20 protein-coding genes are annotated in these 23,161 nt (G+C 53.4%); all 20 read left to right on the plus strand.

What is annotated here, in order from left to right; translation table 11 throughout:
- On the plus strand, positions 1-438 hold the full coding sequence (mraZ, locus tag JOD24_RS04770) for a division/cell wall cluster transcriptional repressor MraZ (protein WP_380164067.1): 438 nt from the start codon (positions 1-3) through the stop codon (positions 436-438).
- A 23-nt stretch (positions 439-461) separates the two neighbouring features.
- Positions 462-1,415: a 16S rRNA (cytosine(1402)-N(4))-methyltransferase RsmH gene (gene rsmH / locus JOD24_RS04775; RefSeq protein ID WP_380164065.1), complete on the plus strand. Its 954-nt coding sequence runs from the start codon at positions 462-464 to the stop codon at positions 1,413-1,415.
- Positions 1,412-1,813 carry a hypothetical protein gene (locus tag JOD24_RS04780; RefSeq protein ID WP_380164063.1) on the plus strand — a complete coding sequence of 134 codons (402 nt, stop codon included), beginning with the start codon at positions 1,412-1,414 and terminating at the stop codon, positions 1,811-1,813. The genes rsmH and JOD24_RS04780 overlap by 4 nt, the downstream gene beginning before the upstream one ends.
- A 4-nt stretch (positions 1,814-1,817) precedes the next feature.
- Positions 1,818-3,947: a penicillin-binding transpeptidase domain-containing protein gene (locus JOD24_RS04785; protein WP_380164061.1), complete on the plus strand. Its 2,130-nt coding sequence runs from the start codon at positions 1,818-1,820 to the stop codon at positions 3,945-3,947.
- Between the two features lie 156 nt (positions 3,948-4,103).
- A complete protein-coding gene (locus tag JOD24_RS04790; protein WP_380164059.1) occupies positions 4,104-6,023 on the plus strand; it encodes a stage V sporulation protein D in 1,920 nt (639 codons plus the stop codon).
- A 123-nt stretch (positions 6,024-6,146) separates the two neighbouring features.
- A complete protein-coding gene (locus JOD24_RS04795; RefSeq protein ID WP_380164057.1) occupies positions 6,147-7,628 on the plus strand; it encodes a UDP-N-acetylmuramoyl-L-alanyl-D-glutamate--2,6-diaminopimelate ligase in 1,482 nt (493 codons plus the stop codon).
- Positions 7,629-7,639: 11 nt separating this feature from the next.
- On the plus strand, positions 7,640-9,034 hold the full coding sequence (locus JOD24_RS04800; protein WP_380164055.1) for a UDP-N-acetylmuramoyl-tripeptide--D-alanyl-D-alanine ligase: 1,395 nt from the start codon (positions 7,640-7,642) through the stop codon (positions 9,032-9,034).
- On the plus strand, positions 9,035-10,036 hold the full coding sequence (mraY, locus tag JOD24_RS04805) for a phospho-N-acetylmuramoyl-pentapeptide-transferase (protein ID WP_380164053.1): 1,002 nt from the start codon (positions 9,035-9,037) through the stop codon (positions 10,034-10,036).
- Complete coding sequence (gene murD, locus JOD24_RS04810) at positions 10,033-11,400, plus strand: UDP-N-acetylmuramoyl-L-alanine--D-glutamate ligase (protein WP_380164051.1); 1,368 nt, start codon at positions 10,033-10,035, stop codon at positions 11,398-11,400. The genes mraY and murD overlap by 4 nt, the downstream gene beginning before the upstream one ends.
- A gap of 42 nt (positions 11,401-11,442) precedes the next feature.
- Entirely contained in the window at positions 11,443-12,540 is a 1,098-nt protein-coding gene (gene spoVE / locus JOD24_RS04815) for a stage V sporulation protein E (protein WP_429246430.1), read from the plus strand.
- 187 nt (positions 12,541-12,727) lie between these two features.
- Entirely contained in the window at positions 12,728-13,843 is a 1,116-nt protein-coding gene (gene murG, locus JOD24_RS04820; RefSeq protein ID WP_380164047.1) for an undecaprenyldiphospho-muramoylpentapeptide beta-N-acetylglucosaminyltransferase, read from the plus strand.
- A gap of 117 nt (positions 13,844-13,960) precedes the next feature.
- Complete coding sequence (gene murB / locus JOD24_RS04825) at positions 13,961-14,869, plus strand: UDP-N-acetylmuramate dehydrogenase (protein ID WP_380164045.1); 909 nt, start codon at positions 13,961-13,963, stop codon at positions 14,867-14,869.
- 14 nt (positions 14,870-14,883) lie between these two features.
- Positions 14,884-16,155 carry a UDP-N-acetylglucosamine 1-carboxyvinyltransferase gene (murA, locus tag JOD24_RS04830; protein ID WP_380164043.1) on the plus strand — a complete coding sequence of 424 codons (1,272 nt, stop codon included), beginning with the start codon at positions 14,884-14,886 and terminating at the stop codon, positions 16,153-16,155.
- A 140-nt stretch (positions 16,156-16,295) separates the two neighbouring features.
- Positions 16,296-17,030, plus strand: coding sequence for a cell division protein FtsQ/DivIB (locus JOD24_RS04835; protein WP_429246431.1), 735 nt, complete (start codon positions 16,296-16,298; stop codon positions 17,028-17,030).
- 162 nt (positions 17,031-17,192) lie between these two features.
- A complete protein-coding gene (gene ftsA, locus JOD24_RS04840) occupies positions 17,193-18,428 on the plus strand; it encodes a cell division protein FtsA (protein ID WP_429246432.1) in 1,236 nt (411 codons plus the stop codon).
- A gap of 40 nt (positions 18,429-18,468) precedes the next feature.
- Positions 18,469-19,578, plus strand: coding sequence for a cell division protein FtsZ (gene ftsZ / locus JOD24_RS04845; RefSeq protein WP_429246433.1), 1,110 nt, complete (start codon positions 18,469-18,471; stop codon positions 19,576-19,578).
- A gap of 221 nt (positions 19,579-19,799) precedes the next feature.
- Positions 19,800-20,708 carry a sigma-E processing peptidase SpoIIGA gene (spoIIGA, locus tag JOD24_RS04850; protein ID WP_380164035.1) on the plus strand — a complete coding sequence of 303 codons (909 nt, stop codon included), beginning with the start codon at positions 19,800-19,802 and terminating at the stop codon, positions 20,706-20,708.
- 55 nt (positions 20,709-20,763) lie between these two features.
- Complete coding sequence (gene sigE / locus JOD24_RS04855) at positions 20,764-21,486, plus strand: RNA polymerase sporulation sigma factor SigE (RefSeq protein WP_380164033.1); 723 nt, start codon at positions 20,764-20,766, stop codon at positions 21,484-21,486.
- Between the two features lie 447 nt (positions 21,487-21,933).
- Positions 21,934-22,713 (plus strand): RNA polymerase sporulation sigma factor SigG, encoded by a 780-nt coding sequence (sigG, locus tag JOD24_RS04860; RefSeq protein WP_380164031.1) that lies wholly within the window; start codon positions 21,934-21,936, stop codon positions 22,711-22,713.
- A 99-nt stretch (positions 22,714-22,812) separates the two neighbouring features.
- Entirely contained in the window at positions 22,813-23,118 is a 306-nt protein-coding gene (locus JOD24_RS04865) for a YlmC/YmxH family sporulation protein (RefSeq protein ID WP_380164028.1), read from the plus strand.
- Positions 23,119-23,161: the final 43 nt, after the last annotated feature.

Raw genomic sequence — 23,161 nt, forward strand, 5'->3', positions numbered from 1 at the left:
GTGTTCATGGGTGAATATCGTCACAGTGTGGACGATAAAGGTCGTCTGATCGTCCCGTCCAAATTCCGGGAAGATCTGGGGGAGACCTTTGTCATCACCCGTGGACTGGACCACTGCCTGTTTGTTTATCCCATGCCGGAGTGGAAGCAGTTGGAACAAAAACTGAAATCGCTCCCGTTCACAAAAGCCGACGCCCGCGCATTCACCCGTTTTTTCTTTTCGGGTGCGATCGTAGCGGAGTTGGACAAGCAGGGCCGGGTTAACCTTCCGGGAAACCTGCGGGAATTTGCGAAGCTGGTAAAGGATTGTGTCGTCATCGGTGTTTCCAGTCGGGTGGAAATATGGAGTAAAGAAGCGTGGTCATCCTACTATGAGACTTCCCAGGATTCATTCAACGAAATTGCAGAAAAATTGGTGGACTTGGATTTGAATCTGTAGGTCGATGGAAAGGTTGAAGCCGTTTGTTTCGACATGAAACTGTAATGAGAGAAGAAGCAGTGGAAGGCTTGTTGGTCCGTCCCGGTGGCATCTATGTCGATTGCACATTGGGTGGTGCCGGGCACAGTTTATTGATAGCGGAGCGCTTGGGCAAAGAGGGGATCCTGATCGGGTTGGACCAGGATGACCAAGCCTTGCAGGCCGCCTCCGATCGGCTAAAAGGTGTCGACTGTCAGGTTCACCTGATGAAGAGTAACTTTCGCCGCTTGGAAAAAGTGTTGGAGCGGTTGGATCTGGAGCGAGTGGATGGAGTCCTGTTCGATATCGGGGTTTCCTCACCGCAACTGGATGAAGGGGAGCGAGGATTCAGTTACCAGTATGATGCTCCACTAGATATGCGGATGGACCCCGATGGAGAGTTGACCGCCCGCGACGTGGTGAACACTTGGTCTGAAGAGGAGATTGCGCAGATTCTGTTTCGCTATGGGGAGGAGAAGTTTTCCAGAAGAATTGCGCGCAAAATAGTGGAAACCCGTTCTCAGCGTCCCATCGAAACCACCGCAGAGTTGGCTACGGTAGTCAAGGAGGGGATTCCGGCGCCGGCGAGACGAAAGGGTCCCCATCCCGCCCGCCGCAGTTTTCAAGCGATTCGGATTGCAGTCAACGATGAATTAAATGCTTTGGAAGAGGGACTGGAGCAGGCCGTCCGCTATCTGAACCCTGGTGGTCGAGTGAGCGTCATTACCTTCCATTCCCTGGAGGATCGGATCTGCAAGCGTTTTTTTCAAGAAAAAGCGAAGGGGTGCATTTGCCCACCTGATTTCCCCATCTGTACTTGCGGGAAAACTCCGGAACTCCGCATTATCACAAAGAAATCTTTGCAACCGTCGGCGGCGGAAACCGGGCGAAATCCCCGGGCACGGTCCGCCCGGTTGCGTATTGCGGAAAAGTGTGAGGAGGGTCAAAGAGAGAGATGAAAGATTACCGGGGAAACACTTCGGTTGCGTACCAAATGGAACCCCAACCGAAACAGGCGACACAGACAAAAAGACAGCCGCAAGTAGGGTTTCCAGCAGGTGAAAAATTGTTGTATCTGGCCAGCCTGATTCTCTGTGTTGCTCTCGCTTCCGGTGTGCTGTCCCAATATGCCAAGGCGGCGGAAGTCAATCTGAAATTGCAACAGGTGGAGCGTCAGGCTGCCGCGGTGGAAGAAGAGAACGACGCCCATCGGGAAAGGATCCACGCACTGAAGAGCGGGGAGCGGATTCGCCAGTTCGCGGAAGAGAACGGCATGGTCCGGATGGAAAAACAGTCCCCCGGCAAAACACAAACAGATAAACAGAAGAATCCAGCTCGCGACGACGAACGGGGTTGACGCGATGAATCACGAAAAGAAAAAAAGCAAGATGAGATCACTGCTGGTGGGGTTGGGGATTACTCTGATGTTGTCGGCGGTGATCTTTCGATTGCTTTGGATTCAGACCGTCAGTGCTTCCTTCCTTCGGGAACAGGCACAAAAAACATGGGAGAAAAAAGAGGCCATCCAGCCAAACCGGGGCAGTATTTTAGACCGGACCGGTGAAGTCAGCTTGGCTGAAAGCGTGGATCAGTACGTGATTGCAGCAGATCTCAGCCAGGTGAAAAAACCGCGGAAAACTGCCCGTAAATTGGCGACAGTGATGGAGGGCTATTCCGAAGAGGAGCTTTATCAACGTTTGACCCAGAAAGGTGTCAGACAGGTGGAGCTGAAACGGAAAGGGAATTTCAAAGTTTCCAGGGAAGTCAGGGATCGGATCATCGCCCTCGGGCTGGATGGGATTTATCCCATCCAAACCACGGGCAGACAATACCCGCAAGGGAAATTGGCCGCTCAGGTGTTGGGATTTCTCAATGTGGAAGGAAAACCGGGGGGCGGGTTGGAGCAACAGTATGATTCCATCCTGAAGGGCCACCCCGGCAAGCTCCGTTTTGAAAAAGATGCGAAGGGGAACCCCGTCCCCAACGCCTCTGAGGATTATCAACCGCCAGACCACGGAAAGAACCTCGTCCTTACCCTGGATGCTGAGATCCAGTACACCGTGGAGAAATCCCTGGATGAAATCATGGATAAATACGGGGCCAAGGGGGCGACGGCGATGGTGGCCGACCCGAACAGTGGCGAGCTGCTGGCGATGGCCTCCCGACCCACTTTCAACCCCAACGAATTTGATCGGACCTTAGATAAAAACAACTCTATCAATCGGGCCGTCAGCACGCAGTACGAACCGGGTTCCACCTTTAAGATCGTCACCTTGGCTGCCGCTGTGGAAGAGGGGAAATTTCGAGCCGAGGACCGCTTCCAATCGGGAAGCATCCAAGTGGCGGGACAGACGATCCGGGATTGGAATGACAGCGGTTGGGGAGAGATCTCCTATGCTCGGGGAATCCACCTTTCCAGCAATGTGGCATTTGTCCATCTCGGCGAGAAATTGGGGTCGGATCGATTGATACGTTATATCGATCGCTTTGGTTTCGGAAAAATTACCGATGCCCATGGGCGAAAGACAGGCCTTGATCTTCCAGGAGAAGAGGCGGGCTACTATTTTGGTCACAGTCCTCTCCACGGGACAGAACTGGCGACCACCGCCTTTGGCCAAGGGATTGCGGTCACCCCGATCCAGCAGGTGATGGCGGTGTCAGCCGTTGCCAACGGAGGCACTTTATATCGTCCTTATCTGGTGAAAGAGATCCGAGATCCCCGGACAGGCAAAACGGTGAAAAAACATCAACCTTATCCTGTTCGCAAGGAAGTGGTCTCCCGGCAGACCGCCGATACGGTGAGGAATCTACTCCGGGGGGTGGTAACGGAGGGAACCGGCCGCCAGGCGGAAGTGGAAGGGTATTCTGTGGCAGGGAAAACCGGTACCGCCCAGAAGCCGAGGGAAGGTGGGAGAGGTTATGCCTCAGGCAGATATATTGTCTCATTCATCGGGTTCGCCCCGGCGGAAAAACCTGAGGTGGTGGTTTATGTCGCGGTCGATGAGCCAGCTCGCTCGGCCCATGGAGGGACTGTGGCGGCTCCTGCTGCGGGTCGGATCATCGGGGAATCCCTCCGTCAACTGGGGGTTCCAAAAGCTAAGTCCTCCTCATCTTCACGGGAGTCTGCATCGAAGCGAAGTGCGGCGGATTGGACTGATGATCCAGTGAACCAGGTGAAGAAAAAACTGAAAAAGACCGGCGTGAAAGTCCGTGTCCTCGGTAGCGGGGAGCGTGTGATTAATCAATCCCCGACACCGGGGGAGAGTTTGTCCGGGAACACGGTTCTGTTACTGACGGAATCTCCGCAAGCTCTGGAAATGCCGGACCTGACTGGACGCCCCCTGAGAGAGGCGATGGAGTGGTGTCGATTGTTAGAGCTGAAACCGGAGATTCACGGAGAAGGCTTTGTAGCCCGGCAGTCGATCTCTCCTGGTGCCCCGATCATGGAACAGTCTACAATCCGCTTGGAACTGAACCCGGACAGCGGATAAAACCCAAAGCCCTTCCACCTGGGGGGCCTTGGGTTTTATTTTGGTATCAGTATCAGTGGATGGACAATCCAGGTTTTGATTTTTGAGGGGTATAACCCACCTTTCCGTGAAATATGGTTGTCTTATAGAACCTGTCTCACGGAAGGAGTGTACCCATTGCCTGTACCCAGTCATCTGGTTCGGAAACGGTTGTTTATCGCCATGGTGGTGGGTCTTTTATTGTTTGTCGGGCTGTTGACCCGTCTCGGCTATGTGCAACTGGTCCAGGGAAAAAAGTTGAATGAAAAGGCTCAAGATCTGTGGACACGGGATATTCCCTTTGAAGGGAAGAGGGGGCGTATCCTGGATCGCAAGGGGGAAGTCCTTGCTTATAATGTCAGCTCCCCTTCGGTTCTCGCCATTCCTGCCCAGATCAAGGATCCTTCCCGGACAGCCAGGGAATTGGCCCGGATCTTGGTGGCTCCGGAAGAGAAGATCTATCGGCAGATCACCAAAAAAGAATTGATCGTCCGTCTTAATCCTTATGGCCGGAAAATCAGTGAGGATCGTGCCCAAGCCATTCATGAACTTCGCCTGCCCGGGATCACCGTGGCTGAGGATAATAAACGCCATTACCCTTTGGGAAGTTTGGCTGCCCATGTTCTCGGCTTTGCCGGAATTGACAACCAGGGGCTGGCGGGCTTGGAACTGATTTATGATGAGAAGCTTCGGGGGACGAAGGGGCGCGTCTCCTTCGGTGCTAATGCCAAAGGGGAGAGGTTGCCTGGCAGTGAGGATAAGTACACACCATCGGAAGATGGGATGGACTTGGTTCTGACTCTGGACAGACATGTACAGGGGATCATGGAGCGGGAAATGGACCAGGCGATGGCTCAGTATGATCCGGACAATGTCCTGGCCCTCGCCATGAATCCCAAAACCGGGGAGATCCTAGGTATGGGTAGTCGGCCCACCTTTGAACCGGCGGACTTCCGCAATGTGGATCCCGAAGTGTACAATCGCAATCTGCCGATCTGGCGTACTTATGAGCCGGGCTCCACTTTTAAGATCATCACTTTGGCTGCCGCTCTGGAAGAGCAAAAAGTTAATCTGAAAGAACGCTTTCATGATCCAGGTTATGTCAAAGTGGCGGGAGCGCGACTCCGTTGTTGGAAACACGGGGGGCACGGTTCTCAAAGTTTCCTCGAAGTTGTGGAAAACTCCTGCAACCCCGGATTTGTCGCTCTGGGGCAACGCCTCGGCAAGGAGAAGTTGTTTCAATATATCCACAAGTTCGGTTTTGGAGAGAAAACAGGAATCGACTTGAATGGGGAAGCTAAGGGGATTTTGTTTCAGCCGAAGAAGGTGGGACCTGTGGAGTTGGCAACCACCTCCTTCGGTCAGGGGGTTTCAGTCACCCCGATCCAACAGGTGACAGCTGTGGCGGCGGCGGTGAACGGGGGCAAACTGATGGAACCCCACTTGCAAAAGGGATGGAAGGATCCGGAAAGCAAAGCCCTGTTGCAAAAAACAAAACCCAAGGTGAAGCGACGGGTGATCTCTGAAGAGACCTCGGCTCAAGTGAGAAGCTCCTTGGAAAGTGTGGTGGCTAAGGGAACGGGTCGCAGGGCTTTCATCGATGGATATCGGGTGGGGGGCAAGACTGGGACAGCACAGAAGGTGGGCCCCGACGGTCGATATCTTCGGAACAATCACATTGTCTCTTTTATCGGGGTGGCTCCCATGGATGATCCAGAGATGGTGGTCTATTTAGCCGTCGATAACCCGAAGGGAGTTCAGTTCGGAGGTGTGGTGGCGGCTCCAATCGTACGTAACATCCTGCATGACAGTCTGCGCTATATGAAGGTGGAGAAACGGAAGAGACAGATCCCTCCGGAGGCGACCACCCCCTTAACGGAAACCTACGTGGAAGTGCCGGATTTGATCGGCGAAGAGATTTCAGATCTTCGTAACAGTCTTTATGACACCCCTCTCCAAACGAGCGGAAAAGGCAAAATGGTGATCAATCAGGCGCCCAAACCGGGAGAGCGGGTGAAGAAGGGGACGCCCATCCGCATCTATCTGGGTGACAAATGAGCTCCGTCGGATTAAAATAAGGTAGAATAAACGGTTGTATGCCAGGAATCCCTGGCATTTCTCTTGTTTCACAAGGCATGCCCGGAAAGCCCCGTCGGGGTGAACCGGTGAGGAGGGTTTCTGTTGAACCTGAATACGCTGATCGATTCACTTGTGGTAGCACAGATTACCGGAAACATTACCGATCTGGAGATCACCGGTATGGAAGTGGATTCCCGGCAAGTTCGGCCGGGTGACTTATTTATTGCTTTGAAAGGATTCACCGTGGACGGGCATCGCTTTATCCGCCAAGCAGTGGAAAAAGGAGCCCAGGCCGTCGTTTTGGAAGAGGAGATGGAGGTGGAGGTCCCTACCATCCGCGTACCGGACACCCGCAGGGCGATGGCTGTTTTGGCTGATGTTTTTTACGGCCATCCCACTCATGATCTGAACTTGATTGCAGTGACGGGAACCAATGGCAAGACCACCGTCACTCATCTGATCCGAAATATTTTCCGAGATTGCGGACATGAAACCGGCCTGATTGGCACCATCAACATGCAGATCGGACATAAGACCTATCCGGTGAAGAACACGACGCCAGATGTGTTGGAACTGCAACAGGGATTTCGCAAAATGGTGGATTGCGGTTGTAGCCATGCCGTTATCGAGGCTTCTTCCCATGCACTACATCTGGGGCGGACCCGGGGTTGTCGCTTTAAAACCGCTGTCTTTACCAATCTGACTCAGGATCATCTGGATTACCATGGGACGATGGATCACTACCGTGCCGCCAAAGGGATCCTTTTCGGTCAGCTGGGGAACGTCTATGGGGATCAGGTAGCGGATCAGCCTTTGGCAGTATTGAACATCGATGATGAAGCGGGCAAAATCTATATGGAGACCACCTCCGCCCAAGTGATTACATATGGGGTGGAACACCCGGCGGATGTCCGCGGGGAAAACATCCGCTTTTATTCCGGCGGGACTCGCTTTACGCTGAACACCTACCAGGGCAGCGTCGATATCGATATGAAGCTGATGGGGAAATTCAGTGTCTACAACGCCTTGGCAGCAGCGGCGGTCGCTTTGGGGGAAGGGATTTCCTTAGAGAAGATCGGCGAAGTTCTATCTCAGGTCGAGGGGGTACCGGGCCGTCTGGAAGCGGTGAAGGCGGGCCAGCCATTCCCGGTGCTGGTGGACTACGCTCACACTCCGGACAGTCTGGAAAATGTGTTGACCACAGTCCGTGGGTTTACCAAAGGAAACGTCATCTGTGTAGTGGGTTGCGGTGGGGATCGGGATCGGAGCAAACGACCACAGATGGCTCGGATTGCGGCGGAAAACAGCGATCAGGTCGTCATTACCAGCGACAATCCTCGTACCGAGGATCCCCAAGGGATCATCGAGGACATGCTGGTCGGGGTGGAGGAATTTCCGCAGAACCGGATTCAGGTGACTCCGGATCGGGCAGAAGCCATCCGCTATGCTGTCCGGAATGCTCAGGCGGATGATGTGGTGCTGATTGCCGGGAAAGGGCATGAAACCTATCAGGAAATCAACGGAATCCGCCATGATTTTGATGATCGTGAAGTGGCGCGAACAGCCATTCTTGGCAAGGAATAGAGGTTATGATCATGCAGAAAACCCTGATAGAGATCACGAAAGGGACCCATGGAAAACTGGTGGGCGGGGTTTCCGACTCTCATCTGCTCGTGGATGGGGTGTCTACCGATACCCGAACGCTGAAACCCAATCATCTGTATGTTCCCCTGATCGGAGAACGTTTTGACGGACATGATTTTTGGATGGATGCGGTCCGTGCTGGGGCTGCAGCCTCCCTCTGGAGTCAGGAGGTTCCCCTTCCTGAAGATCCTCCTATTATCCCACTGATTCAGGTAGAGGATACACTGAGTGCCCTTCAGGAACTGGCGGCAGCATATCGGCAGGAGTTGGAAGTAAAAGTGGTGGGGATCACCGGTAGCAATGGGAAAACCACCACCAAGGATCTGACGGCTGCGATTCTGTCTACACGCTATCGAGTTCATCGGACCCAGGGGAACCTGAACAATCATATTGGACTCCCCCTCACACTGCTATCCATGCCACCGGATACAGAAGTGGCCGTGGTGGAGATGGGGATGAATCACGCAGGGGAAATCGCCCGCTTATCGAACATCGCCACTCCGGATCTGGCGTTGGTGACCAATATCGGGGAAGCGCATCTGGAGTTTCTCGGTAGCCGAGGGGCGATTGCCGATGCCAAATTGGAAATTCGAGAAGGCTTGCCTTCTTCTGGGACGTTGATCATTAATGGCGATGAACCCTTGTTGCAGGAACGCCTCGTCGGTGAGAAACGCCCTGTAATCCGGGTCGGCTTCGAAGAGTCCAATGAGGATCGCATCCTGGATCTAGAATTGAAGGGGAGGTCGGGGCTTGCCTTTTCCTCCTCTGCCACACATACTCGATTTGAAACTGGGTTGATGGGCAAACACAACGCCTTGAATGCTCTGCTGGGAATTCAGGCCGCTCGGTTGCTGGGATTGACGGAAACCGAGATCCAGGAGGGATTGAAAAGGGCTGAGGGTTCAGGAAGGCGTCTGGAAACTTCCCTGGCTTCCAATGGCATGCTCGTGGTGGATGATTCATACAATGCCAGCCCAACCGCAGTACGGGCAGCCATCGACTGGCTCACCTCTCTGGAAGGCTACGGAGAAAAATGGGTCTTGCTAGGGGATATGTTGGAATTGGGAGTCCAAGAGGAGGCCCTTCATCGGGAAGTGGGCAGTTATGCCTTCCAGCAGGGAATCTCTCAGGTGTTCACACTAGGAGAGCGGGCTCGCTGGATCGCAGAGGGTGCCCGTGCCGCCGACCCAGATCGGCCGGTGACCCATTTCAACTCGGTTGAAGAAGCAGTCAAAACCCTTCGCCAGCAGGGAGGATCAGGGATTGCCTTGTTGGTCAAAGCTTCCTTGATGGCCCGTCTGGACCGGGTTGTGCAGCAACTTACAAAAGGAGAGATCCAAGGGTAAATGGATATGAGACTGATCCTGGTTCCCCTCGCTGTGGCCTTTGGCCTGGGCGTATTGCTGGGACCTTTCGTCATTCCGGTCCTGCGACGTTTGAAGTTCGGTCAGGCGATCCGGGAAGAAGGGCCCAAGGCCCACATGAAAAAAGCAGGAACTCCCACCATGGGGGGAACCATTTTCCTAACCGTTTTGGTGTTGACAGCTATTCCGTTGAGCAATGTATTCTTTTTTGAACGGCTCTCGGATTTATTCTTTCTTCTGTTTGCCACATTGGGATATGGCATTTTGGGTTTTATGGATGACTATATCAAGGTCGTGATGAAGCGCAACTTGGGATTGACAGCGCGGCAGAAACTGCTGGGTCAGCTCTTTATCGGCCTGGTTCTGTTCTGGGTATTGTGGGAGGTGCGGATTGTTCGGGGGGAGAACCCGGCGATCTCCAACATCGGGATCCCAGGAACCGATATCCATTTCCAACTGAGCTGGTTGTATCTGCCTTTGTTGGTGATCGTGATGATCGCTGCTTCCAATGCGGTGAATCTGACAGATGGTTTGGATGGTCTGGTGGCGGGAACGGCTGCCATCGCCTATGGTGCCTACGCAGTCATCGGGATGGTTCAAAGCAACTATATGGTGGTCATCTTTTCCGCTGCGGTGGTGGGTGCCTTGTTGGGCTTTTTGGTTTTCAATGCCCATCCAGCCAAAGTGTTTATGGGGGACACAGGGTCCCTCGCCTTGGGTGGAGGACTGGCTGCTTTGGCGGTGATCACTAAGACAGAGCTTTTGTTGCCGATCATCGGGGGTGTGTTTGTGGTTGAGACCCTTTCGGTGATGATTCAAGTGCTCTCCTTCAAAATCAGGGGGAAACGGATCTTCCGCATGAGTCCCCTCCACCATCACTTTGAACTGGTAGGTTGGTCGGAATGGCGGGTGGTCACCACCTTTTGGTTCGCCGGCTTCTTGTGCGCCGCCTTGGGTATTTACCTGGAGGTGTTCCTGAAGTGAAGCCGTCTGACGAGGGATATACAGGCAAGAAAATCCTGGTATTGGGTCTGGCCCGCAGTGGAATGGCCGTGGCTCGGCTTCTCTGCCGCTTAGGGGCGAAAGTTACAGTAAATGATCGCAAGTCTCGCAGAGAAGCACCGGAGGCGGAAGAGCTGGAGAAGGCGGGGATCCAGGTGGTATTGGGCGGACACCCGGAAGGATTGATCCACCAAGAGTGGGATCTTCTGGTGAAAAACCCGGGTATCCCTTACCGAGTGCCTTTGTTACAGGAAGCAGAGACACAGGGGATCCCGGTGGTCACCGAGGTGGAGATCGCCTGGCAATTGACGGAGGCGTCGATGATCGGGATCACCGGCTCTAACGGAAAAACGACCACCACCTCCTTGGTGGGGCGCATGCTGGCCAGAGGGGGGATCCCGGCCCGTGTAGCGGGGAATATCGGGATGGCTTTGTCCGAGGTGGCCCCTGATATGGGAGAAGAAGAGTGGCTGATCTCCGAGCTGAGTAGCTTCCAACTGAAAGGGACACGCCGTTTCCGTCCGCGGATCGGGGCGCTGCTCAACTTGGTCCCTGCTCATCTCGATTATCACGGTTCCATGGAGGATTATCTGGACTCGAAGCGCAAGCTCTTTGCCAACCAACAACCGGGAGATATTGCTGTTTTGAACCGGGACTCCGAGGTGTGCCGCGAGCTGGCTCCTCAGCTGAGAGGGGATGTGTGGTGGTTCAGCCGTCGGGAAGAGGTAGAGAGGGGTTTGATGGTGAAGAAGGGGTGGGTGACCGCCCGCTTACCTGGCGGGGAGGAGCTTTCCCTGCTACCCGTCTCCCAGGTCCAGCTACCAGGGGTTCATATGGAGAACGCTCTGGCGGCATCGGCGATTGCCTTGGCGGCAGGTTGTTCCGCAGATGCTCTCCGGGAGGAATTGCGGACTTTTACCGGGGTGGAGCATCGGTTGGAATTTGTGGCCACCGTCGATGGGATACGCTACTACAATGATTCAAAGGCGACCAATGGAAAAGCAGCTACTTCAGCGATGGAATCCTTTACGGATCCGATTATTCTCATCGCTGGCGGCTTGGACAGAGGTGTCGATTTCCACGAGTTGGTTCCGGTGTTCCAACAGCGGCTCAAAGGGATTGTCACCTATGGGGAAGCGGGGGATATTCTACTAAAACGGGCGGAGGAAGCTGGGGTTTCCTTGCGGGAGAAAGCAGAGGAAATCGCTGACGCGGTGACCCGAGCCTCTCATCTCGCCACTACTGGAGATGTTGTTCTTTTGTCCCCAGCCTGTGCCAGTTGGGATTTGTACACCTCATTTGAAGAACGGGGAAGCATTTTTAAACAAGCCGTGCATAATCTTTAAACAGGGCTTGCCCCTAAACTCTTCACTGAGGTGAAAACGTCCATGGCCAAACCGCGGAGAACACCGGATCTGGTGATTATCATCGTGATCCTGCTGTTATTGACGATCGGCGTCATCATGGTGTACAGTGCCAGTGCCGCTTATTCCCATCATAAGTTTGATGACAGCTTCTTCTATGCGAAACGTCAGATGCTGTTTGCCGCTTTGGGCGTTTTTTTGATGTGGATCGTATCCAGGCTGGATCCCGAACTCTTTTATCGCTGGGCCAAACCGGGGCTCATCGTTTGTTTTTTTCTGTTGGTGCTCGTTCTCATCCCTGGTGTTGGCATGGTGCGCGGGGGTGCCCGCAGTTGGTTAGGGATCGGAGCCTTCAGCATTCAACCTTCGGAGTTTATGAAGTTGGCCGTCATTCTGTTTTTGGCACGTTATCTGTCAGATCATGCCCGTCAGACGGATACCTTCACTCGGGGGATGCTGATGCCGCTGGTCTACTCTGGGGTCGCTTTTGCCCTCATTATGATGCAACCGGATCTGGGGACGGGGACGGTTCTGATGGGCACGGCTGCTGTGTTGATCTATACGGCAGGAGCGAGGATGAAGTACCTGTTCAGCCTTTGCCTGGCGGGAGTCCTCGGCTTTGCTGGTTTGGTGTTGGCGGCACCTTACCGGATTCAGCGGATCACTGCCTTTCTCGATCCTTGGCAAGATCCCTTAGGAGCCGGTTATCAGGTGATCCAGTCTCTGTTTGCCATCGGACCGGGAGGTTTGATGGGATTGGGGCTGGGACTCAGTCGGCAAAAACATTTGTATCTGCCTGAACCGCACACGGACTTTATTTTCTCCATCCTTGCAGAAGAAATGGGCTTTCTCGGTGCCGGAACGGTAATCATCCTCTTTGCCGTGCTGGTATGGAGGGGGCTCCGAGTGGCGATAATGGCTCCAAATCAGTTTCACAGTTTGATCGCTGCCGGAGTGACGGGGATGATCGTGATTCAGGCTGTGATCAATATTGGGGTGGTGACGGGAGCCTTTCCGGTGACCGGGATCACCCTGCCCTTTCTCAGTTATGGTGGTTCTTCTCTCACTCTGACCTTGGCGGCGGTGGGGATTCTGTTAAACTTGTCCCGATACACCGAATGACACGCGGATTCAGTCCGGTGGGACAGGAGAATGGGGTAGATCTGAGCTTTTACAAAGCATGCAGATGAAGTAAGTGGATCCCGGTGAGTTTTGCGCCTGAAGGGCGCAAAGACGAATCCAAGTCCCACCCTCCCGCCCGTCCAAAAATGATGTAAATCACAATATTTCGAGGGAAACGGGTGATATCATGAATAGACTCATGCTCTCCGGAGGAGGAACGGGTGGACATATATACCCCGCGTTATCGATTGCCAAGGCTTTTCGCCTTCGCAATCCAGAAGCGGAGATTGGATATATCGGAACGCCAAACGGATTGGAAGCCAAAATTGTTCCCAAAGAGGAAGGGATCCAATTCTTCCAGGTGGAAATCCAGGGCTTTCGCCGCAAGATTTCTTTGGATAATCTGCAGACCTTGACCAAATTTGTTCGTGCCGTCCGGGATTCTAAGCAGTATATCCGTCAATTTCAACCGGAGGCGGTGGTGGGAACTGGCGGGTATGTGAGCGGTCCGGCCCTATATGCAGCGGCTCAGCTGGGAGTCCCGACATTAATTGTGGAACCTGATGTGTTGCCGGGACTGACCACCCGTTTTCTCTCCCGCTATGTGGATGTGGTGGCGATCAGTTTGAGCGGATCGGAGAAGCATCTAACCAAGGCGAAGCGTGTTTTCCACACCGGGAACCCCCGGGGGACCGAAGTCACCCATGCCCAGGCGGAGAAGGGCAAAGAAGCTCTCGGTATCGCAGGAGAGGACAAGCCTTTGGTGCTCATTTTCGGCGGCAGTCGGGGGGCCAAACCGCTCAATGACGCTGTCAATGAGATGGTGCCCTGGATTCGGGAAGCAAGCCACCTCCATTTCGTCTATGTGACAGGCGAAGTGCATTATGATGAGGTTACTGCTAAGATAGAAAACGACGGAGAGATTTCCAATCTGACCATTCGGCCTTTTCTCTTCAATATGCCCGATGTACTGGCGGCCACTTCCTTGGTGGTCGGACGAGCAGGCGCTTCCACTTTGGCGGAACTGACTGCACTTGGAATTCCGTCGATCCTGATTCCATCTCCCTATGTCACCAACAATCACCAGGAGGCCAATGCCCGTTGGTTGGAGGGACAGGGAGCTGGCCGTATGATCCTGGAACAAGAGTTGACTGGTGAGAAGCTGTGGAGCATCATCCGCGAGATTGTGGAGGATTCCGAGTGTCGTCAGCAGATGAGTGAAGCAGCGCGTAAACTGGGGCGACCGGATGCAGCGGAGGTGATCGTCGATGAGTTGGAACAATTATCCGGCGGAAAAAGTTGAAACGGGTTCCGGGGGATGCGGACTTCCGTCACACAAATGGTTCATGGGCATAGACTATCATATATCACGCCCGGAACTCATTTTTGAGGTGAATATCGGCAAAGGGAGGAACCTATTTTGGAATCGATCGCTCAGGAAATGAAGCAAGCCGATATCCGGGATGTACGCATCAATGAACTGTTATCCCGTCATACGACATGGAAAGTGGGCGGTCCCGCTGATCTTTTGGTCTACCCCACGGACAAGGGTGAACTGGAGCGGGCCATGTCCGTGATTCACAAACACGGCCTCCCCTGGCGGGTGATCGGCAGGGGATCCAACCTGTTGGTACGGGATGGTGGAATCCGTGGTGTCGTGATCAAAATGGGAAACGGAATGGACCATTTGCAAGTGGAGGGAGACCGCGTCACGGCGGGAGGCGGGTATTCCTTTGTCAAATTGTCGGTGATGATCTCCAGACAGGGCTTGACCGGACTGGAATTTGCCGGTGGAATTCCCGGTACTGTCGGGGGAGCTGTGTTCATGAATGCTGGTGCCCACGGGTCTGAAGTCTGTGAAGTGCTGGAAAAGGCAGAAGTTCTTCTGGAAAATGGGGAATGGGCTGTATTGGATAACGAAGAACTTCAATTCAGCTACCGCACTTCCATCCTGCAAAAGGAAAAGCGCGGGGTGGTGACAGAGGCCACATTTCAACTGAAGGAAGGAAATCGGGAGGAAGTGTTGGCCACCATGGCTCGGTACAAGGAGCAGCGCAGACAGTCCCAGCCCCTGCAAGATCGTTGTGCGGGAAGTGTCTTTCGGAATCCGACGGGGGATCATTCCGGCCGTCTGATCGAAGCTGCGGGGCTGAAAGGTTACCGGATCGGCGATGCAGAAGTGTCCACCCGGCATGCCAATTTCATCGTCAATCGCGGAAACGCGACGGCAAACGATGTTCTCACCCTAATTAGGCACATCATCAGAACCATTGAGCAGAAGTACGGGGTTACTCTGGTACCGGAAGTTCAGGTGGTGGGCGAGGGGTAGACGGAGGTGGAACATTGGAGCAGTTTGTCATTAAAGGCGGGAAACCTCTGTACGGCACCCTACGGGTTCAAGGTGCCAAAAATTCAGCTCTTCCCATCCTGGCTGCGACGCTGATGGCTGGGGGATTCCATGAAATCCGGGATGTCCCCCGCCTTTCCGACATCGATGTGATGGATCGCATTTTAAGAGCGCTAGGTGTCAAAGCGCGATGGGACGGAAACCATGTCAAATTGGAGACATCTACTCTCAAAACGACACGGATTCCCGAAGTGTTGATGCAACAGATGCGATCCTCCATCTTCTTGATGGGGCCACTTCTCGCCCGGACGGGGGAAGTGATTGTCACTCGCCCTGGAGGATGTGCAATCGGGGCCCGCCCCATCGATCTTCATCTGAAAGGGTTGCGGCTGTTGGGAGCCGAGATCCAGGAGGATCAGGGCCATATCCGTTGTTCTGCCCGCAAGTTGACAGGTGCAGATATCCACTTGGATCTGCCCAGTGTGGGGGCGACGGAAAACATCATGATGGCGGCGGCTTGTGCCGAAGGGGAAACCGTGATTCGAAACGCCGCCCGGGAACCGGAAATTGTCGACTTGCAACGTTTCTTGAACCGGATGGGTGCTGACGTTCACGGGGCGGGCACTGGCCAGGTGGTGATCCACGGTGTCAGACAGCTACATCCGGTCTCATACGAAATTATTCCGGATCGGATTGTGGCCGGCACGTTAGCCGTCGCCGCCGTTGTCACAGGTGGAGAGATCCTGTTGACCCATGTCATTCCAGACCATATGCGATCCACCCTCCAGTTGTTGGAGCGCGCAGGTGCCCAGTTGAAAAGCGAGGGGGATGCCTTGTGGGTTCAAGGAGGCGCTCAGTTAAAGGCGGTAGGGGATGTGGTGACGGAACCTTATCCCGGATTTCCCACGGATATGCAACCCCAAATTCTCGTTTTGTTATCCTTGACCCAAGGGAAGAGTCAATTATCCGAGAAGATCTTTAACGGGCGCTTGAAACATGTCCATGAGCTGACCCGGATGGGAGCGGATCTGACCGCCCATGACAACCAAGTGGAGATCCGGGGGGTGCCTTATCTGAGCGGAGCCGTTGTGGAAGCCTCCGATCTGCGGGCGGGGGCGGCACTGGTGACCGCTGGATTGGCCGCCAATGGAACTACTCATGTATATGGACTCAACCATATAGACCGAGGATATGAACGGCTGGATGCCACCTTTCAGCATCTAGGTGGACAGATTCAACGCTATCATGGAAAAGTAGCCTCTCTTTAACTGGCAGCAGCACAAATTTGTGCCGCTGCTTTTTTGGGATTTTGTCGACCCTGTCCCGTAGAACTGGTACATTGTGATAACATAGGGTGAGATTGCATCAGCATTTCCCTTTTGGGGGTATGTAAAGGAGTTGGATCCCCATGGAACAACGGGTCCCGCCCTTGCGCTCTCCGAGCCGGGGGCGAAAACCCCCCTCAGTTGCGGCCATTCTGTTTATCCTTCTGTTTTTTCTGGGAATTTCTCTGGTTTTGTTCCTGAAGTCTCCTTTGAGTGAAGTCAGGGAGATCCACATTGAAGGAAATCAGTGGCTGAGTGATGGAGAGGTGATGAAGATCACCCGTTTGATGAAAGGGGCTTCCTGGTTCCATTGGGATGCAAAGGGGGCGGAGGAGCGCCTGCAGGAATTGCCGGAAGTCAAAGAGGCATCCGTGGTTAAATCCTTTCCCGGAAAGGTACAAATCCGGTTGCGTGAGGTAAACCGGGTGGGCTATCTAGCAGAAGGGGGCCAGATCTATCCGTTGCTGTCCGACGGTTCCATTCTGAAGAAGAGTCCATGGAAGGGAGAGGTGGACCGTCCGTTGGTGAAAGGGATGAATCAAAGTTCAGAACGGCGATCGATCGCTACGGGACTGGCCCAACTTCCGCCCCGAGTCTCTGCCGAGATCTCAGAGATCCGACCTGGCGGAAACGATACATATCCTGATCTGGTCAAGGTATATACCCTGCGCGATCATTTAATTCGTGTCCGCGCCCGGGACTTTGGCGAAAAGATGAAATACTACCCCCATTTCATGGACCGTCCTCCGGGAACTCTCCATCTGTTGGAGAGCACATGGTATGTACCCGGGGATCAACTCTCCGATGCAGAGGAATGAGGTGGAAGAAAAAGTGGGAGGGAAAAAGGGTAAAAACTCCTTGGCGTTGAATAACTTTGGTACAAGCGGAATTCTCCCCTTCGCTTCTCCCCATTTTTTTCAGAGAAAAAATCCATTTCCACCACCATGTAAAAAATTCTCGGGCAAGGAGGTGCCCAGGATTTGAGCAGTGGAGAGTTTATAGCCAGCCTGGACATAGGCACATCCAAAGTTCGCGTGATCGTCGCCGAAGTCACCCGGGAGAACATCCAGATTGTCGGCGTCGGTTCCGCTTCCTCCAAGGGGACGAAGAAAGGGGCGATCACTGATATTGACCAAGCGATTCAGTCGATCCGTGAAGCTGTTACACATGCAGAGCGGATGGTGGGTATAGAAATATCCAGTGTGTTTGTGGGAATCGCGGGGAACCATGTCTCTTTGCATCCCAGCCATGGGGTGGTCGCCGTCTCCGGCGAGAATAAGGAGATCGCTCCAGAGGATGTGGACCGGGTGATGCAAGCTGCCCGAGTCGTGGCCCTGCCCCCGGAGCGTGCGGTCATCGAAGTGGTTCCCAAGCAGTATGTGGTGGATGGCCTTGGAGATATTCAGGACCCTCACGGAATGGTGGGAGTACGGCTGGAAGTGGAAGCCACCATCGTGACCGGTTCCAAAACGATCATCCACAATGTTCTCCGATGTGTGGAAAAGGCGAATCTGACGGTGGATGGAATCCTTTTGCTTCCCTTGGCTGCCGGTGAGATCTGTCTTTCTGCTGACGAAAAAAATATGGGGGTCGTTTTGGCGGATATCGGAGGTGGAGCTACATCTCTGGCTGTCTTTGACCAAGGGGAACTGGCCGCTGCCGGGGAACTTCCTATCGGCGGCGATTTTATCACGAATGATATCGCCTACGGACTGCGAACCCAAACGGAGACTGCAGAAAAAATAAAACGGAAGTATGGCGTGGCTCTCGTGGAGGAGGCGGACCAGGAGGTCCACTTCGAAGTTCCTACGATTGGCAGCCATCGGGAGAGAAAGATCTCCCAGGAAGAGTTGGCCATGATTGTCGAACCCCGGGTGGAGGAGATTTTCCAGCTGATTCGCGAACAGGTGGAATCCCTCGGTTATCCCGGAGAACCCGCCGGAGGGTATGTCTTGACTGGCGGGGTGATGTCCACCCCTCACATTCTTGATGCGGCCCGTGCCCAACTGGGACATGCAGTCAGGTTCGTTTCCCCACAGCATGTGGGTGCGGAGGATCCTTCCTTTACCGGCGGGGTGGGGATGGTTCATTATATCCAGCGGCGCTGGTTGCACCGGCTCCCCGAGTATGACAACCGGAGTCACTCATCCAAGCGAAATAAAAACAAACCCTCAACCTGGGTGAAGATCCGGGATTTCATCGGGCAGTTCATTTGAGGGTGGCACAGAGATTTAACAGATAATGGAGGGACAATCGATGTTGGAGTTTGATATGGAAGTCGAACAAATTGCTCAGATCAAGGTGATCGGTGTGGGTGGCGGTGGAAGCAATGCTGTCAATCGTATGATTGAAAGCGGGGTGCAAGGGGTCGAGTTCATCGCTGTGAACACCGATGCCCAGGCGCTCAACCGCTCCCATGCACCGGTCAAACTCCAGATCGGTGAAAAATTGACTCGGGGACTGGGTGCCGGAGCCGATCCCAATGTGGGAAAGAAAGCCGCTGAGGAAAGCTTGGAAAATATCGAAAATGTCCTCAAAGGATCCGATATGGTATTTGTCACTGCGGGGATGGGGGGCGGCACAGGCACGGGGGCCGCTCCGGAAATTGCCGAAGCGGCTCGGGATCAGGGAGCGCTGACCGTCGGTGTAGTGACCCGTCCCTTCACTTTTGAAGGGAGGAAGCGCTCCCTGCAGGCAGATGAAGGGATCGCCGAACTCAAGGATAAAGTGGATACCCTGATCGTCATCCCCAATGACCGGTTGCTGGAGATTGTGGATAAAAACACGCCTATGTTAGAAGCTTTCCGGGAGGCGGACAATGTTCTGCGCCAAGGGGTGCAGGGCATCTCCGATTTGATCGCGGTTCCGGGACTGATCAACCTAGACTTTGCCGACGTAAAAACGATTATGACCGAGCGGGGTTCAGCTTTGATGGGGATCGGGATGGCCACCGGTGAGTCCCGGGCGACAGAAGCGGCCAAAAAAGCGATCTGCAGTCCTCTCCTGGAGACATCCATCGATGGGGCGCGAGGTGTGCTGATGAACATCACCGGTGGCACCAATCTGAGCCTGTACGAAGTGAACGAAGCAGCAGATATTGTCGCCTCAGCTTCCGATCCGGAAGTGAACATGATCTTTGGGGCAGTGATTAGCGAGGAGCTGAAGGATGAGATCTTGGTGACGGTGATTGCCACCGGTTTTGATCACCAGAAGGAACCGGAACAAGCGAAAGGAAAACCCCAGTTTGGATTGGACCGGGACGTCCGCCCAGCGGATAAACCGAGCCAGATCGATCTCGTCAAACCCCAATCCGACGGTGGGGGGCTGGAGATTCCTACGTTTCTGCGGCATCGTCGGAAGAAGTAACCCCCGATTTCGAAAGGAGCCGGGGGACTCAAGAATGAACAAGGTTCCATACTTTTGGGGGGCTCAGAATTTGCTGAGGCCTCCTTTTTTTGCGCCAAGAATTGACAAAAAAAGTCACTCAGCGTCTGCAAGATTAGACAGACATTGAAAATGGATTGAGATATACTGATGTCACGCTGATATCAAGTTGATATTACCTGGAATAGGGGAAGGAACCCAAAATGGTGATATATGCCGACATGGTTTTCGCCCTGAACCTGTGCATCGATTTTTTGCTGTTGTGGTTGACCTCTGCGATTCGCCGCCAGCAGACTTCTATTTGGCGGATCCTGGTAGCAGCACTTCTCGGTGCTTGCTACGCCGTGAGCCACCTGGTTCAGCCTTTACTTCTGACTTACACGTTTATCGGAAAAATGCTGTTTTCCGTGTTGATGGTGTGGGTGGCCATGGGCTTTCGCGGTTTACTCGCTTTTTTGCGAAACTTAGGAGTTTTCTACTTGATCTCCTTTGTTACCGGTGGTGGGATGTTTGCACTCCATTATTTCTTTTCCGAAGGGGTCCAAGCATCTGATGGGATGTTGCTGACCCAATCTTACGGGTGGGGGTCTCCTGTGTCTTGGGTGTTCGTCTTGTTGGCATTTCCTTTGGTTTGGTTGTATGCCCGGATATCCTTCGGGTCAATTCAAGAACGTCAAAGTGTGAATCAGTTCCTGGCCCCAGTGGGGATCTGGATCGATGGAAAGAAGGTGGAATGCGTCGGCCTGATCGATACGGGCAATCAATTGCGAGATCCAATCAGCCGGATTCCGGTGATGATGGTGGAATTGGAACCGTTGGCTCCTTTTCTTCCCTCTCCCTTGGTCGCCATGACGCAGGAGAAAAATTGGGCAAAATGGGGAACGGACTTATCGGAAGAGTGGATGAGACGGATTCGGTTTGTACCCTTTCGCGGAGCAGCCAGTGACGGTGGCTTGATGCTCGCTCTGAAGCCTGACCGGGTGGAAGTATTTCAGGAGGGAAGATGGCGCGAAGCGGGGAGCGTGTTGATCGGACTGGACAGTAAGCGATTATCCACGGATGGGACGTACCAAGCGATTTTGCATCCCGCCTGCATGTCGGTTGCAGGATAAAAAAACCGTCGAATCCCAGGCTGGTTTTGAACGATGGAAGGAGGAGGTCAATCCTATGGTCCTGAAGTGGAAGTTGGCGTTCCAATTGCTGTGGTACCGTATCCTTATTCAGATCGGGTTAAAAGGAGAAGAAATATATTATATCGGGGGAAGTGAGGCTCTGCCTCCCCCTCTGACCCGGGAAGAGGAAGAGCACCTGTTGATCCGATTGCCCAGTGGGGATGCGGCAGTTCGAGCCATGTTGATTGAGCGCAATCTCCGGTTGGTGGTCTACATCGCTCGCAAGTTTGAAAATACGGGGATCAATATTGAAGATTTGGTTTCCATCGGCACCATCGGCCTGATCAAAGCCGTCAACACCTTTGACCCTTCCAAGAAGATCAAGCTAGCCACATACGCCTCCCGTTGCATCGAAAATGAAATCCTGATGTTTCTGCGACGCAATAACAAAATTCGGTCAGAGGTTTCCTTTGACGAACCTCTCAATATGGACTGGGACGGCAATGAGCTACTACTCTCCGATGTAATGGGGACCGATAATGATACCATTTATCGCAATATTGAAGAGCAGGTGGATCGCAAGATTTTGCGAACCGCGCTGTCCCGGCTGTCTGAACGGGAACGAAAGATTATGGAGCTTCGCTTCGGCCTCAATGGCGGGGAAGAGAAGACACAAAAGGATGTGGCCGACCTGCTGGGAATCTCCCAGTCTTACATTTCTCGCCTGGAGAAGCGGATTATCAAACGCCTTCGCAAAGAATTTAATAAGATGGTGTAGCCGCTGGCACAGCGGCTTTTCTTATGGATGGGTGATGGCAGGGAAGAATCCTTTGAAGATGCCTTCGCCTTCTTTGCAGGAGATCGTAGCCGTCCCACTATCCCCGTCTTTTCAAGGGATATTTTACGATGGAGGTAATGGAAAGAGGGAAAGGATCGTTTCGCTCTTCCCACCATCCACTTTATGGTTCATCAACAGCCCTGACCTTCGCAAAAGGATCGTGTCATTCTCCATGAGCACTTGAAAAGTTATTGGAGTGTCGGGGGGTTGACGATGGACAAAAGGGAGAAAAATAAGTTCTGAAAACCGATGGATGATAAAACCTTTCAGGAGGGGATTTCCCTCCTTTTTTCATTTGGGATGGGCAGATCCGATTTGTTTCGGCCATTATAATTTTTCCTGCTCAGGAGATACTTAACAATAATTGTGTCCGTAGGAGGGGAATCCATGGCGCGAAACAAAGTGGAAATATGCGGAGTTGATACTTCGAAGTTACCTGTGCTGAAGAACGAAGAGATGCGCGCCCTTTTTCGTTCCCTGCAGCAAGAGGGAGACCGCTCCGCCCGGGAAAAGCTGGTCAACGGCAACCTCCGGCTGGTCCTGAGTGTGATTCAGCGCTTCAATAATCGTGGGGAAAATGTGGACGACCTGTTTCAGGTGGGTTGCATCGGATTGATGAAAGCGATCGATAACTTCGACCTGAGCCAAAATGTCAAGTTCTCCACTTATGCGGTACCGATGATCATCGGGGAGATTCGTCGGTATCTCCGGGATAACAATCCGATCCGTGTCTCCCGATCTCTGCGGGATGTCGCCTACAAAGCGCTTCAGGTGAGGGATTCCTTGACCTACCGCCATTCTAGAGAACCGACGATCCATGAAATCTCCGAAGAGCTGAACGTGTCCAAGGAAGAAGTGGTGTTCGCGCTGGATGCGATCCAAGATCCGGTCTCTCTTTTTGAACCGATCTACCAGGATGGAGGCGATCCCATCTTTGTGATGGACCAATTGGCGGATGACGAGAACAAGGACTTGCACTGGGTGGAAGAGATTGCCCTCCGGGAAGCGATGGGTCGGCTGAACGATCGGGAGAAAATGATTTTATCCATGCGTTTCTTTGAAGGAAAGACACAGATGGAGGTGGCGGAAGAGATCGGCATTTCCCAGGCGCAGGTCTCTCGTCTGGAGAAAGCGGCGATTCAACAGATGAATAAATATATTCTCTAACCGCACTTCTGTGCGGTTTTCTTTTGAATGGGCCAGGGTATATCCCCGTCCTGTCTCATATAATGGAAAGTAAACGACTGAAATGACAGGGTGGGGGCCATGATCAAGATATCGGAATTGCAAGCCAAAGATGTTGTCAATGTCAGCGATGGGCGTAAGCTGGGACAGATCTACGATCTGGAGATTGATCTTAGACTGGGGAAGGTGAAGTCTCTCATTATCCCCGGGGAATCCCGTCTGTTTGGCCTGTTTACCGGTGGCAAGGAATGGGTGATTCCCTGGAGCCAGATTGTACGGATCGGAGCGGATGTGATCCTGGTCCGCTTGGAACCCTGGCGACAGGAGGAAGAAGTCCCCGAGCCGCGTCCTCTTTTGTCCCCCCATCTGGGTTCGGAAAAGGGATGACTACGGTAATCGCTTTGTCTCCTTTCAGGGCTGTGGTAATATG

Origin of the sequence: Kroppenstedtia sanguinis (genome assembly GCF_050433445.1) — a bacterium.
GTDB classification, from domain to species: Bacteria; Bacillota; Bacilli; order Thermoactinomycetales; family DSM-45169; genus Kroppenstedtia; species Kroppenstedtia sanguinis.

Bases quoted from the DNA above. Each gene is read 5' to 3' on its own strand.
- JOD24_RS04780 (WP_380164063.1), top strand. From the start codon at position 1,412: ATGAAAGATTACCGGGGAAACACTTCGGTTGCGTACCAAATGGAACCC.
- JOD24_RS04785 (WP_380164061.1), top strand. From the start codon at position 1,818: ATGAATCACGAAAAGAAAAAAAGCAAGATGAGATCACTGCTGGTGGGG.
- JOD24_RS04800 (WP_380164055.1), top strand. From the start codon at position 7,640: ATGCAGAAAACCCTGATAGAGATCACGAAAGGGACCCATGGAAAACTG.
- mraY (WP_380164053.1), top strand. From the start codon at position 9,035: ATGGATATGAGACTGATCCTGGTTCCCCTCGCTGTGGCCTTTGGCCTG.
- spoVE (WP_429246430.1), top strand. From the start codon at position 11,443: ATGGCCAAACCGCGGAGAACACCGGATCTGGTGATTATCATCGTGATC.
- murG (WP_380164047.1), top strand. From the start codon at position 12,728: ATGAATAGACTCATGCTCTCCGGAGGAGGAACGGGTGGACATATATAC.
- JOD24_RS04835 (WP_429246431.1), top strand. From the start codon at position 16,296: ATGGAACAACGGGTCCCGCCCTTGCGCTCTCCGAGCCGGGGGCGAAAA.
- ftsZ (WP_429246433.1), top strand. From the start codon at position 18,469: ATGTTGGAGTTTGATATGGAAGTCGAACAAATTGCTCAGATCAAGGTG.
- spoIIGA (WP_380164035.1), top strand. From the start codon at position 19,800: ATGGTGATATATGCCGACATGGTTTTCGCCCTGAACCTGTGCATCGAT.
- sigE (WP_380164033.1), top strand. From the start codon at position 20,764: ATGGTCCTGAAGTGGAAGTTGGCGTTCCAATTGCTGTGGTACCGTATC.
- sigG (WP_380164031.1), top strand. From the start codon at position 21,934: ATGGCGCGAAACAAAGTGGAAATATGCGGAGTTGATACTTCGAAGTTA.
- JOD24_RS04865 (WP_380164028.1), top strand. From the start codon at position 22,813: ATGATCAAGATATCGGAATTGCAAGCCAAAGATGTTGTCAATGTCAGC.